This window comes from Micromonospora sp. CPCC 205739, assembly GCF_036906795.1.
GTDB lineage: Bacteria > Actinomycetota > Actinomycetes > Mycobacteriales > Micromonosporaceae > Micromonospora.
Genome location: NZ_JBAKHS010000016.1, coordinates 44,981 through 57,377, shown reverse-complemented (window position 1 = coordinate 57,377; position 12,397 = coordinate 44,981). Strand labels below are relative to the sequence as shown.

The window sequence follows — 12,397 nt, the reverse complement described above, 5'->3', positions numbered from 1 at the left end:
TCAGCCGCCGGTCACTTGTCGATGTCACCGACCACGAAGAACATCGAGCCGAGGATGGCGATCAGGTCCGGCACCAGGGCGCCGGGGAGCAGGCTGGCCAGCGCCTGCACGTTCGCGTACGACGCGGTGCGCAGCTTGAGCCGCCACGGGGTCTTCTCGCCCCGGGACACCAGGTAGTAGCCGTTGATGCCGAGCGGGTTCTCGGTCCAGGCGTAGGTGTGCCCCTCGGGGGCCTTGACCACCTTGGGCAGTCGCGTGTTCACCGGCCCGGTCAGCCGGTCGACCCGGTCCAGGCACTGCTCGGCGAGGTCGAGCGAGGCGTACACCTGGTCGAGCAGCACCTCGAAGCGGGCGTGGCAGTCCCCGGCGGTGCGGGTGACCACCGGCACGTCCAACTCGTCGTAGGCCAGGTAGGGATCGTCGCGGCGCAGGTCGAGGTCGAGGCCGCTGGCGCGGGCGACGGGCCCGGACGCGCCGAAGGCGGCGGCGTCGGCGGCGGAGAGCACGCCCACCCCGACGGTGCGGGCCAGGAAGATCTCGTTGCGCCGGATGAGCCGGTCCAGGTCGGGCATCCGGCGGCGGACCTCGCCGATCGCGGCGCGGGCCCGGCCGGTCCAGCCGGCGGGCACCTCCTCCTTGAGGCCGCCGACCCGGTTGAACATGTAGTGGATCCGGCCGCCGGAGACCTCCTCCATCACCGCCTGGAGGGTCTCCCGCTCGCGGAACGCGTAGAAGACCGGGGTGATCGCGCCGATCTCCAGCGGGTACGAGCCGAGGAACATCAGGTGGTTGAGCACCCGGTTCAGCTCGGCGAGGGCCATCCGCAGCCAGGTGGCCCGCTCGGGCACCTCCATGCCCATCAGCCGCTCGACGGCGAGCACCACGCCCAGCTCGTTGGAGAACGCCGACAGCCAGTCGTGCCGGTTGGCCAGCACGATGATCTGCCGGTAGTCGCGGACCTCGAAGAGCTTCTCCGCGCCTCGGTGCATGTAGCCGACGATCGGCTCGGCCGCGACGACCCGTTCGCCGTCGAGCACCAGCCGGAGCCGGAGCACCCCGTGCGTCGACGGGTGCTGCGGGCCGATGTTGAGCACCATGTCGGCGCCGAGCTGCTCGCCGCCCGCGCCGGTGCCGACGGTCAGCTCGCGGAGGTCGCCGGCGTCCGTGGTCATGTCCGTCATCGTGCCATGAACGCCGCCGGGTCGACGCCGACCGGTTGCCGCAGCCACCAGTGCCCGCCGAGGCCGACCGGGTCGGTCAGCTCGGCCACCGCCGAGGCGGCGGCCAGCGCCCGCAGGTAGCCGGCCGGGTCGCGGGAGGCCTGGCTCAGTGGCGGTCGGCCGCCGTCGGCCCCGAGCGCCCGCAGCGCCTCCCGCTGCGACCTGAGCGTGTACGCGCACCGCGCGACCCGCGCACCGGCGGCGGCGACGGAGTCCACGGCGACGTGCGCGGTGACGTCGCGGGAGCCGTCGGGCACCGGGGGCACCTGCCGACCGGCGCGGTACCCGGTCAGCGTCCCGCCCGCCGGCCGTTGCTCCCGCAGGTGTCCGTAGTCGACGGTGACCGCGAGACCCCGGTCGACCTTTCCGACCGCATCGGCCCAGGCGTCGTCCCGGGTCCGACCGATCTCCGCCCGCGTGGTGTCCGCCGGGACGGACCACCAGCGCTCCAGCCAGGCGAGGTCGGCGGCGTCGACCGGGTCGCCCACCGACTCCTCACCGGTCGCCGGGTCGACCAGCAGGTACCGCCAGCCGTCCCCGTCGGGCACCGCGACGTCGAGCGGGACGTTGTCCAGCCACTCGGTGGCGACCAGCAGCCCGGTGACCCCGGCGGGGACCTCGTCCACCCAGGCGATCCCGCCCGGCAGGTCCCCCGGTCGGGGGGCGCGTTCGACGGCGGTCAGGTGGAGCCGGCGGGCGGTGGGCGTACCGGCGGTGAGCGCGGCGAGGGCGCGCAGCAGCTCGCCCCGGCCGGCGCCCACGTCCACCACGTCCAGCCGGTCGGGCCGGTCCAGGGCGGCGTCGGTCTGCTCGACCAGGCGGGACAGGGCGGTGGCGAGGATGCCGGAGGCGTGCACGCTGGTGCGGAAGTGGGCGGCGGGTCCGGCGCCGGCGACGAAGAAGCCCGCCGGGCCGTAGAGGGCGGCCTCCATCGCGTCCCGCCAGCGCATCGAGGTCATTCCGCGTTCAGGGTGCGTCACCGTGCCGACCCTACGGTCAGCCGGTCTGCGACGGCTGTTCATCCCCGCCCGGGCGGTCGTGCCGCTGGTGCCGGCCGCCGCCCCACCGGCCGGTGAAGGTTTTCACACATCCTTGTTCAGGCTCCGTAACCCCAGCGCATACTTGCGGTCGACCGGTACCCCCTTCAGGACTGGATCGTTGCCATGAGCGCACCGCTGCGCCCGCGTCCGGCCGCCCCGCGTGAGGCCGCCGTATCCGCGGGCGGCGCCCCTGCCGGCGCCCCGCTCGTCTTCCCCCGCACCCTGACCGTCGGTGTCATCGGCGCCGGCCGGGTCGGTGCCGTGCTGGGCGCGGCGCTCGTCGCCGCCGGCCACCGGGTGGTGGCCGCCTCCGGTGTCTCCGGGGCCGCGAAGGCCCGGATCGCGCTGCTGCTGCCCGGCGCCCGCAACCGCTCGGCCACCTCGGTCGCCCGGGCCGCCACCGACCTGCTGCTGATCGCCGTCCCGGACGACGCGCTGGCCGGCGTGGTCGCCGGGCTCGCCGAGACCGGGGCGCTGCGCCCCGGCCAGGTGGTCGCGCACACCTCCGGCGCGCACGGCCTGGCCGTGCTCGCCCCGGCCGCCGCCGTCGGCGCCCGCCCGCTGGCGCTGCACCCGGCGATGACCTTCACCGGTACGCCGGACGACCTCGGCCGGTTGGCCGGCATCTCGTACGGGGTGACCGCCCCGGCGGAGCTGCGCCCGCTCGCCGCCCGGCTCGTCGCTGACCTGGGCGGGGTGCCGGAGTGGGTCGGCGAGACGGACCGGTTGCTATACCACGCGGCGCTGGCGCACGGCGCGAACCACCTGGTGACCCTGGTCAACGAGGCGGCCGACCGGCTGCGCGACGCCGGGGTGGCCCAGCCCGAGAAGGTGCTGGCCCCGCTGCTGCGGGCGGCCCTGGAGAACGCGCTGCGGCTCGGCGACGACGCGCTGACCGGCCCGGTGTCCCGGGGCGACGCCGGCACGGTGCGCCGGCACCTGGCCCGGCTGGCGGAGACCGCCCCGGAATCCGTCGCCCCCTACCTGGCGTTGGCACGACGGAGCGCGGACCGGGCGATCGCCGCCGGCCGGCTGCGGCCGGTGGACGCGGAATCGCTGCTCGACGTGCTGGCCGGGATCCATCGGGAGGTGGCAGCGTGAGCGCGAGGAGTGAGTCGATCTTGCGGGCCCCGCAGTCGCGAACCGAGGTGGAGCAGTGACGGAGCTGGTGCACACCCGTGCCGAGCTGGCGAAGGCGCGGGACGGCCTCAAGGGCACCGTGGGCGTGGTGATGACCATGGGCGCCCTGCACTCGGGGCACGAGACGCTGCTGCGGGCGGCCCGGGAGCGGGCCGACCACGTGCTGGTGACGATCTTCGTCAACCCGCTGCAGTTCGGCCCGAACGAGGACTTCGACCGCTACCCGCGCACCCTCGACGCCGACCTGGAGATCTGCCGCCGGGCGGGCGCCGATGTGGTGTTCGCGCCCTCGGTGTCGGACATGTACCCGGACGGGCAGCCGGCGGTCCGGGTGAACCCGGGGCAGCTCGGCGAGGACCTGGAGGGGCAGAGCCGGCCCGGCTTCTTCCACGGGGTGCTGACCGTGGTCATGAAGCTGCTCCAGCTCACCCGCCCCGATCTCGCCTTCTTCGGCGAGAAGGACTACCAGCAGCTCACCCTGGTCCGGCGGATGGCCCGGGACCTAGACGTCCCGGTGGAGGTGGTCGGCGTGCCGACCGTCCGCGAACCGGACGGACTGGCCCTGTCCAGCCGTAACCGCTATCTGACCCCGGACCAGCGGCGGACCGCGCTGAGCCTGTCGGCCGCGCTGCGGGCCGGCGCCACCGCCGCCGAGCAGGGCCACGACGCCGGGGCCGTGCTGGCCGCCGCGCACCGGGCGTTCGCCGCGGTGGGGGCGGGCGCCCGCCTGGACTACCTGGTGCTCACCGACCCGGACCTGGAGCCCGGTCCGGTGTCCGGCCCGGCCCGGCTGCTGGTCGCGGCCTGGGTGGGCGACACCCGCCTGATCGACAACATGGCGATCCGACTCGCGCCCGGCGCCTGACCACCCCACCACCACACCTGCGGAAAGGCACCCCGATGTTCCGGACCATGCTCAAGTCGAAGATCCACCGGGCCACGGTGACCCAGGCGGACCTGCACTACGTCGGCTCGGTGACCGTGGACCAGGATCTGCTCGACGCGGCCGACCTGCTCCCCGGCGAGCAGGTGGCGATCGTGGACGTGACCAACGGTGCCCGGCTGGAGACGTACGTCATCCCGGGCGAGCGCGGCAGCGGGGTGATCGGCATCAACGGTGCGGCGGCGCACCTGGTGCACCCCGGCGACCTGGTCATCCTCATCTCGTACGGTCAGATGGACGACGCCGAGGCGCGCTCCTACCGGCCCCGGGTGGTGCACGTCGACGCCGACAACAAGGTCGTCGACCTCGGCGCCGACCCGGCCGCCGTGGCCCCCGGCACCGCCGGTGACCCCACCCCGAGCCCGCTGGCCGTGGTGGGCTGAACGCACTTCCGGTCTGTCACCGGAAGGTCATTGTTGGTTACCCTGAGCGGGCCGTCGGAATCGACGGTCGTCGGCTGGGGGAGGCCGCGATGCGCCGTGCGATGACGACCCTGGTCGCCGCGTTGGTCGCGGGGGCCCTGCTGGCCGGGTGCGCCGGCACCGGCGGGTTCGACGGTGACCTGACCGACGACTGGGCCCCCCTGGCGGCTCCCGGGCCGTTCACTCCCGAGGCCGGGTGCCAGGCCGGCGACTTCACCGACACCGTGGCGCTGGAGGCGTACGCGCCGGTGGACTGCGCCGTGCCGCACCGGGTGGAGACCGTGCACGTGGGGGCCTTCCCGGCCGGCCGGGCGGACCCGCCGGCCACCGGTTCGCCCGACCTGCGCGGCGCCTTCGCCGAGTGCGACGCCAAGGCCACCGGGTACGTCGGCGACGACTGGCGCGCCGGGCGGCTGCGGCTGGCCGTTGCGCTGCCCACCGGGCCGGGCTGGGCGGCCGGCTCCCGCTGGTACCGCTGCGACCTCAGCGAACTGACCACCGTCGAGGCGGCGGCCGCCGTGGTGACCCGCACCGGCAGCCTGCGCGACGCGTTGAAGGGCCCGTCGCCGCTGCGCCTGGGCTGCCAGCGCACCCGCACCGGTCCCGCCCGGGGCGTGCAGGTGCTGCTCCCGGCCGAGTGCGGCACCGCGCACGACGCCGAGTTCGTCGGCGTGTGGAAGGCGCCGGACCGCCCGTACCCGACCCGGGACGCCGACTGGCTGCCGCTCTACGCGGGCTGCCGCAGCGTCCTGGCCCGGTACGTCGGCGTGCCGGACGACGCCGACCTGCGCTTCCGCAGCGGCGTGGTGGTCCGACCGCCGGGCGCCGGCCGCTGGCGGGCCGGCGACCGGGGCGTCCGCTGCCACCTCTGGCTCAGCGACCGGACGGTGACCAGGTCGCTGAAGGGCGCCGGTCCGGCCGGGCTGCCCGTCCGGACGAAGTAGCTCGGGACGCCGTAGCCCATACCACTCGTCGTGCCCCCGCCGCCCGGGACGAGGGCCCTTCGGGTTGACTGTGTTCATGGACCTTCCGACCGTCGACCTGCCGGCCCTGCCCAGACTGCTGGCCGCGCCTGCGCCCGGCTGGGTGGAGACCACCGACGTGATCGTGGTCGGTTCCGGGGTCGCCGGGCTCACCGCCGCGCTGCACCTGCGCGAGGCCGGCCTGCACGTCACCGTGGTCACGAAGGTCAACATCGACGAGGGCTCCACCCGGTGGGCGCAGGGCGGCATCGCCGCCGTGCTCGCCCCGACCGACACCCCCGGCGCGCACGCCTACGACACCGAGGTCGCCGGCGTCGGCCTCTGCGACCCGGCGGCGGTACGGGTGTTGGTCGAGGAGGGGCCGACCCGGCTCCGCGAGCTGATGCGCATCGGCGCGGAGTTCGACCGCAACCCGGACGGCTCGCTGATGCTCACCCGCGAGGGTGGGCACCGGGCGGACCGGATCGTGCACGCCGGCGGCGACGCCACCGGCGCCGAGGTGCAGCGGGCGCTGCACGCGGCGGTCCGGCGGGACCCGTGGATCCGGCTGGTCGAGCACGCCCTGGTGCTGGACCTGCTGCGCGCCCCCGGCGACGGCCCGGACTCGCTCGGCCCGGCCTGCGGCATCACCCTGCACGTGCTCGGCGAGGGCAGCGAGGACGGCGTCGGCGCGCTGCTGGCCCGGGCGGTGGTGCTGGCCACCGGCGGGATGGGGCAGGTCTTCTCGGCCACCACCAACCCGGCGGTCTCCACCGGTGACGGGGTGGCCCTGGCCCTGCGGGCCGGCGCGGCGGTCACCGACGTGGAGTTCGTCCAGTTCCACCCGACCGCGCTGATCGTGCCGGAGGCCGCCCGGGTGCCCGGCGCCGGGCTGGCCCAGCAGCCGCTGGTCTCCGAGGCGCTGCGCGGCGAGGGCGCCCACCTGGTCGACGGCGACGGCAAGCGGTTCATGGTCGGCCAGCACGAGCTGGCCGAACTGGCCCCCCGGGACGTGGTGGCCAAGGGCATCCACCGGGTGCTGCTGGCCACCGGCGCGGACCATGTCTGGCTCGACGCCCGGCATCTGGGCGGGGATTTCCTCGCCGGGCGGTTCCCCACCATCGTCGCCTCCTGCCTGGCGATCGGCGTGGACCCGGCCACCGACCTGATCCCGGTCGCCCCGGCCGCCCACTACGCCTCCGGCGGCGTCCGCACCGACCTGCACGGCCGCACCTCCATCCCCGGCCTGTACGCCTGCGGCGAGGTCGCCTGCACCGGCGTGCACGGCGCCAACCGGCTGGCCAGCAACTCGCTGCTGGAGGGGCTGGTCTTCTCCCGCCGGATCGCCGAGGACATCGCCGCCGGGCTGCCCGAGCAGGCCCGTCCGGCGGAGACCGGCGCGTGGGTGGGCGGCGAGGGCTGGGTGGTCCCGGCCGAGGGCACGCCCGCCCTGCAACGGGCGATGAGCCGGGGCGCGGGCGTGCTGCGGTCGGCGCAGACGCTGACCGGGACCGCCGCCACCCTGGGCGAGCTGGGCCTGGGCCGGGGCAGGCCGCGTGTCGCCGACTGGGAGGCGACGAACCTGATCACGGTGGCGTCCACTCTGGTCGCCGCCGCGTACGCCCGTCAGGAGACCCGGGGGGCCCACTGGCGGGAGGACTTCCCGACGGCCGACGAGCGGTGGCGGGGCCACCTGGTCGGCGCGGTCGGTGCGCAGGGTCGGTTGACGTCCCGGTGGGAGGCGTCGGCGTGAGCGCGTGGCGCGAGCCGATCCGGGGAGCGTCGCAGTCGAGAACTGAGGAGTCGTGGTGAGGGAGTCGACGGAGCGGGCGTTGCGGGCCGGTGGCCTGGACCCGGCGCAGGTGCGGGCGATCGTCGTGGGGGCGTTCGCCGAGGACCTCGGGTCGGACTTCCTCGACGTGACCAGCGTGGCCACCATCCCCGACGCGCAGACCGACACCGCCGACGTGGTCGCCCGCGCCGACGGCGTGGTGGCCGGGCTGGCCGTGGCCGCCGCGGCCTTCGAGCTGGTCGGCGAGGTGACGGGGTCGGACCGTACCGTCGAGGTGTCGCTGGTGGCGCACGACGGGCAGCGGGTGGCGCGCGGCGACGTGCTGGCCACGGTGACCGGCCCGACCCGGCTGCTGCTCACCGCCGAGCGGACGGCGCTCAACCTGCTCAGCCGGATGTCCGGGGTGGCCACCCACACCCGGGCCTGGGCCGACGCCCTGGCCGGGACGAAGGCGATGGTGCTGGACACCCGCAAGACCACCCCGGGCCTGCGCGCCCTGGAGAAGTACGCGGTGCGGGCCGGCGGCGGCACGAACAAGCGGATGGGCCTGCACGACGTCGCCATGATCAAGGACAACCACAAGTTCGCCGCGGGCGGCATCGCGTCCGCCTTCCGGCGGGTCCGGGAGGCGTTCCCGGACGTGCCGGTGCAGGTGGAGGTCGACACCGTCGCCGAGGCGGTGGAGGCGGTGGAGGCCGGCGCGGACTTCCTGCTGCTGGACAACATGGCTCCGGAGACGCTGCGCGAGGTGGTCGCCCGGGTGGGCGACCGGGCGGAGCTGGAGGCGACCGGCGGGCTCACTCTGGCGGTGGCGGCCGAGTACGCGGCCACCGGCGTGGACTTCCTGTCGGTGGGCGCGCTGACCCACTCCTCGCCGATCCTGGACATCGCGTTGGACCTGCGGACAGAGTGAGTTCGTCGGGTGCCCGGCTCGGCGGGCTCGACGCGCCGGGCGGCGTCTAGGCTGCGCGTGTGCTGCTCTGCATCGACATCGGAAACACCAACACCGTGCTGGCGACCTTCGACGGCGACAAGCTGGTGCACTCGTGGCGGATCAAGACCGACGCCCGGTCCACGGCGGACGAGCTGGGTCTGATGTTCCGTGGGCTGCTCGCCGGTGACGCGGTGGAGATCACCGGGGTGGCCGCCTGCTCCACGGTCCCGGCGGCGCTGCGCTCGTTGCGGTCCATGCTGGCCCGCTACTACGCCGACCTGCCCAGCGTGATCGTCGAGCCGGGGGTGCGGACCGGCGTCCAGCTCGCGATCGACAACCCCAAGGAGGTCGGCTCGGACCGGGTGGTCAACACCCTCGCCGCGTACACCCTCTACGGCGGTCCGTCGATCGTGGTCGACTTCGGCACCACCACGAACTTCGACGTGATCAGCGGCCGGGGCGAGTTCCTGGGCGGCGCCTTCGCCCCGGGCATCGAGATCTCCTTCGACGCGTTGGCCGCGCGGGCGGCGCAGCTGCGCAAGGTGGAGGCGACCAAGCCCCGGTCGGTGATCGGCAAGAACACGGTCGAGTGCCTGCAGAGCGGCCTCTACTTCGGCTTCGCCGGGCAGGTCGACCGGATCGTCGAGCGGATGACCGAGGAGCTGGGCGAGGTGAAGGCGGTGATCGCCACCGGCGGGCTGGCCTCGGTGGTGATCGGCGAGTGCCGCACCATCACCCACCACGAGCCGATGATCACCCTGATCGGTCTGCGGATGGTCTACGAGCGCAACGTCTGACCGCCGGCCCCCGCCGGGGTCGGGCGCCGCGCGGGGCTCAGCGCCGCCGGGCCCGGAAGACCAGCGTCCGGTACGGCAGTTCGACCGTCTCCCGCCCCGCCAGGTCCGGGTGGGTGGCGAACAGTTCCCGCAGCTCCCGGTCGACCCGCTGCCGTTCGTCGGGCGAGGCGGTCAGCCAGTACGAGCGGGTGTGCAGCAGGGCGACCACCTCGTCCGGGGCGAGCGTGCTCCGGTGGGTGAACTCGCCCAGCTCGACCGCGCCGAAGGCCGCACCGAAGTCGGTGATCTTCTGGGTCAGGTCACCGGAGTCGTCGGGGATCTCGGCGATCCGGTCCAGCTCGGCCACCCATCCCGCGCTCCCGTCCCGGGTGTTCCAGATCGGGGCGAAGGTCCCACCCGGCCGGAGCACCCGGGCGACCTCGGCGTGCGCCCGCTCCCGGTCGAACCAGTGGTACGCCTGCCCCACCAGGACCGCGTCGGCCGCCCCGTCCGGCAGCGGCACCGACTCGGCGCTGCCGGCCAGGGCGGTGGTGCCCGGAGTGGCGGCGGCCAACTGGGCGCGCATCCCCGCGTCGGGCTCCACCGGCCGCACCTCGTGGCCCAGGTCGAGGAGCGCCCGGCTGAGGATCCCGGTGCCGGCGCCGAGGTCGACCACCCGGGCCGGCGGATCGAGGCCCTCCAGTGCCCACTCGACGGCGGCTCGCGGATAGCGGGGCCGGAACCGGTCGTAGTCGGCCGCGGCGGCACCGAACGACAGGGCGTGAGTGGGATCGGTCATGGACGGCAGGTTATCCCGTAACGACGACCTGACCCCTTGAGTACGCTCGGGGGCTGACCCCGCCGATATCTCCCTTCTGAGGAAGAGTGCCGTGACCGAGCAGAACGCCGTGCCAGTGGACCCCGCCGACGACCTTCCCGAGCAGATGAAGGTCCGCCGGGAGAAGCGGGACCGGATGCTCGCCGAGGGCGTCGAGCCGTACCCCGTCGGTTTCCCCCGGACCAGCACGCTGGCCGAGATCCGCGCGAAGTACGCCGAGCTGCCCACCGACACCGCGACCGGCGACGAGGTCTCGGTGACCGGCCGGGTGATCTTCGTGCGGAACACCGGCAAGCTCTGCTTCGCGACCCTGCGCGACGGCGACGGCACCGAACTGCAGGCGATGCTCTCCCTGGACCGGGTGGGGGCCGAGCGGCTGGAGGACTGGAAGCGCCTGGTCGACCTCGGCGACCACGTCGGCGTGACCGGTGAGGTGATCACCAGCCGCCGGGGTGAGCTGTCCGTGCTGGCGCGGGAGTGGGCGGTCACCGCGAAGGCGCTGCGCCCGCTGCCGGTGGCGCACAAGCCGTTGAGCGAGGAGGCCCGGGTCCGCCAGCGCTACGTGGACCTGGTGGTCCGCCCGCAGGCCCGGCAGATGGTGCGTACGCGGGCGGCGGCGGTGCGCAGCCTGCGCGATTCCCTGCACGGTGAGGGATTCATCGAGGTCGAGACCCCGATGCTGCAGTTGCTGCACGGTGGGGCGGCCGCCCGGCCATTCGTGACCCACAGCAATGCGCTGAACACCGATCTGTATCTGCGAATCGCGCCGGAACTGTTTCTCAAGCGGGCCGTGGTCGGCGGCGTCGACCGGGTCTTCGAGATCAACCGGAACTTCCGTAATGAGGGCGTCGACTCCTCGCACTCCCCGGAGTTCGCGATGCTGGAGGCCTACCAGGCCTACGGCGACTACGACACGATGGCCGAGCTGACCCGCAATCTGGTGCAGCAGGCGGCGATCGCGGTCAGCGGCTCGACCGTGGTGACCCACGCCGACGGCCGCGACTTCGACCTGGGCGGCGAGTGGCGCTCGGTGACGCTGTTCGGGGTGCTTTCCGAGGCATTGGGTGAGGAGGTCACGGTCCGCACCGAGCGGTCCCGTCTGGTGGAGTACGCCGACAAGGTCGGGCTCGCCGTGGACCCGAAGTGGGGCCCGGGCAAGCTGGCCGAGGAACTGTTCGAGGAGCTGGTCGTGCCGGGCCTGCAGGCCCCCACCTTCGTGCGCGACTACCCGGAGGAGACCAGCCCGCTGACCCGGGCGCACCGCAGCGAGCCGGGGCTGGCCGAGAAGTGGGACCTCTACGTGCTCGGCTTCGAGCTGGGTACGGCGTACTCCGAGCTGGTGGACCCGGTGGTGCAGCGGGAGCGGCTGGTCGCGCAGGCGCAGCTGGCCGCCCGCGGCGACGACGAGGCCATGCGGCTCGACGAGGACTTTCTGCGTGCGATGGAGTACGGAATGCCCCCGGCCGGCGGTATGGGAATGGGAATCGACCGGCTTCTGATGGCGCTGACCGGTCTCGGAATTCGGGAGACGATCCTCTTCCCGTTGGTCCGCCCGGAGTGACTCGGAAGCTTCTCCGGGTCGTTACCGCATCCTATTGACGCGTCGAGCGCCGCCCGGGTTATTGTGCTCCTATTGCAGGAGCACCCTGCTCGAAAGGAATGTGGGACGTGGCCAAGCAGATCATTCACAAGCTGGTCGATGACCTGGACGGCGGGGACGCGGACGAGACCGTCAAGTTCGCCCTCGACGGCGTTCAGTACGAGATCGACCTGTCGAACTCCAACGCCGAGAAATTGCGCGACGTATTCGCGCCGTACGTGGCGGCGGGCACCCGGGTCGGTCGCGGCGGTGTGGTCGTGGGTGGCCGGGCGGCGCGGGGCCGGGGCGGCGCCACGGCCGACCGCGAGCAGAACAAGGCGATCCGGGCCTGGGCCAAGAGCGCCGGCAAGGAGATCTCCGACCGGGGCCGCATCCCGCAGGAAATCGTCGACGAGTTCCACTCCAAGGCCGGTCGCTGACCGAGCGCCAAGGGCGACACGACGCCGGGCCGGAGCACGACTCCGGGCCGGCGTCGCCGTTTTCTGGGTCGGCTCGTGGTGCTGGGGTGGCCGGTGGGGCATACGGGGCGACGGAGGGTTCGGCTCTGTGGGTCGGGTGGCGCCCCGGCGATGCCCGGCGCGTGCCTCCGTGGGCCTGCGGGGCGGGTCGGGACGGCCGGGAAGATTCCCGCTGAGGCCGGCGTTGTCCACAGGCGGTGGAGAGTCTGTCCACAACCTGTGGACGAGCCACCGGTCCGTCGGGAGCTTCCGCACCCACGGCGAATTTCGCT

12 protein-coding genes are annotated in these 12,397 nt (G+C 74.0%); 9 read left to right on the top strand and 3 right to left on the bottom strand.

The genetic code is table 11. The features are described from left to right. Positions 1 to 11 precede the first annotated feature (11 nt). Both V6U88_RS21765 and V6U88_RS21760 read right to left on the bottom strand, forming a co-directional pair. On the bottom strand, positions 12 to 1,181 hold the full coding sequence (locus V6U88_RS21765) for an NADH-quinone oxidoreductase subunit D (protein ID WP_334455659.1): 1,170 nt from the start codon (positions 1,179 to 1,181) through the stop codon (positions 12 to 14). After that, a complete protein-coding gene (locus V6U88_RS21760; RefSeq protein WP_334455749.1) occupies positions 1,178 to 2,179 on the bottom strand; it encodes an SAM-dependent methyltransferase in 1,002 nt (333 codons plus the stop codon). The genes V6U88_RS21765 and V6U88_RS21760 overlap by 4 nt, the downstream gene beginning before the upstream one ends. 204 nt (positions 2,180 to 2,383) lie before the next feature. On the opposite strand from V6U88_RS21760, the gene V6U88_RS21755 reads away from it, so the two are divergent. The 7 genes from V6U88_RS21755 to V6U88_RS21725 all read left to right on the top strand — a co-directional run bounded on the left by V6U88_RS21755 (position 2,384) and on the right by V6U88_RS21725 (position 9,250). Further along, positions 2,384 to 3,361 (top strand): Rossmann-like and DUF2520 domain-containing protein, encoded by a 978-nt coding sequence (locus V6U88_RS21755; protein ID WP_334455658.1) that lies wholly within the window; start codon positions 2,384 to 2,386, stop codon positions 3,359 to 3,361. Positions 3,362 to 3,416: 55 nt separating this feature from the next. Beyond that, entirely contained in the window at positions 3,417 to 4,265 is an 849-nt protein-coding gene (gene panC / locus V6U88_RS21750; RefSeq protein WP_334455657.1) for a pantoate--beta-alanine ligase, read from the top strand. Positions 4,266 to 4,300: 35 nt separating this feature from the next. Continuing rightward, the gene (panD, locus tag V6U88_RS21745) at positions 4,301 to 4,726 is read left to right on the top strand and encodes an aspartate 1-decarboxylase (protein WP_179802157.1); all 426 of its coding nucleotides are present in this window, start codon (positions 4,301 to 4,303) and stop codon (positions 4,724 to 4,726) included. 89 nt (positions 4,727 to 4,815) lie between these two features. After that, complete coding sequence (locus tag V6U88_RS21740) at positions 4,816 to 5,709, top strand: septum formation family protein (RefSeq protein ID WP_334455656.1); 894 nt, start codon at positions 4,816 to 4,818, stop codon at positions 5,707 to 5,709. Between the two features lie 76 nt (positions 5,710 to 5,785). Next, positions 5,786 to 7,480, top strand: coding sequence for an L-aspartate oxidase (locus V6U88_RS21735; protein ID WP_334455655.1), 1,695 nt, complete (start codon positions 5,786 to 5,788; stop codon positions 7,478 to 7,480). 55 nt (positions 7,481 to 7,535) lie between these two features. Continuing rightward, entirely contained in the window at positions 7,536 to 8,432 is an 897-nt protein-coding gene (nadC, locus tag V6U88_RS21730) for a carboxylating nicotinate-nucleotide diphosphorylase (RefSeq protein WP_334455654.1), read from the top strand. Between the two features lie 59 nt (positions 8,433 to 8,491). Further along, positions 8,492 to 9,250, top strand: coding sequence for a type III pantothenate kinase (locus tag V6U88_RS21725; protein ID WP_334455653.1), 759 nt, complete (start codon positions 8,492 to 8,494; stop codon positions 9,248 to 9,250). A 37-nt stretch (positions 9,251 to 9,287) separates the two neighbouring features. Here V6U88_RS21725 and V6U88_RS21720 read toward each other — a convergent pair whose 3' ends face one another. Then, entirely contained in the window at positions 9,288 to 10,028 is a 741-nt protein-coding gene (locus V6U88_RS21720) for a class I SAM-dependent methyltransferase (RefSeq protein WP_334455652.1), read from the bottom strand. A 91-nt stretch (positions 10,029 to 10,119) separates the two neighbouring features. Between V6U88_RS21720 and lysS the strand changes: the two genes are divergently transcribed. Both lysS and V6U88_RS21710 read left to right on the top strand, forming a co-directional pair. Continuing rightward, a complete protein-coding gene (gene lysS / locus V6U88_RS21715; protein ID WP_334455651.1) occupies positions 10,120 to 11,628 on the top strand; it encodes a lysine--tRNA ligase in 1,509 nt (502 codons plus the stop codon). A 107-nt stretch (positions 11,629 to 11,735) separates the two neighbouring features. Further along, positions 11,736 to 12,086 (top strand): histone-like nucleoid-structuring protein Lsr2, encoded by a 351-nt coding sequence (locus tag V6U88_RS21710; protein WP_334455650.1) that lies wholly within the window; start codon positions 11,736 to 11,738, stop codon positions 12,084 to 12,086. Positions 12,087 to 12,397 lie beyond the last annotated feature (311 nt).

What these genes read in the sequence shown, in the direction of transcription:
- V6U88_RS21765 (WP_334455659.1), bottom strand. Translation starts at nt 1,181, where the DNA reads ATGACGGACATGACCACGGACGCCGGCGACCTCCGCGAGCTGACCGTC.
- V6U88_RS21760 (WP_334455749.1), bottom strand. Translation starts at nt 2,179, where the DNA reads ATGACCTCGATGCGCTGGCGGGACGCGATGGAGGCCGCCCTCTACGGC.
- panD (WP_179802157.1), top strand. Translation starts at nt 4,301, where the DNA reads ATGTTCCGGACCATGCTCAAGTCGAAGATCCACCGGGCCACGGTGACC.
- V6U88_RS21740 (WP_334455656.1), top strand. Translation starts at nt 4,816, where the DNA reads ATGCGCCGTGCGATGACGACCCTGGTCGCCGCGTTGGTCGCGGGGGCC.
- V6U88_RS21755 (WP_334455658.1), top strand. Translation starts at nt 2,384, where the DNA reads ATGAGCGCACCGCTGCGCCCGCGTCCGGCCGCCCCGCGTGAGGCCGCC.
- V6U88_RS21735 (WP_334455655.1), top strand. Translation starts at nt 5,786, where the DNA reads ATGGACCTTCCGACCGTCGACCTGCCGGCCCTGCCCAGACTGCTGGCC.
- V6U88_RS21720 (WP_334455652.1), bottom strand. Translation starts at nt 10,028, where the DNA reads ATGACCGATCCCACTCACGCCCTGTCGTTCGGTGCCGCCGCGGCCGAC.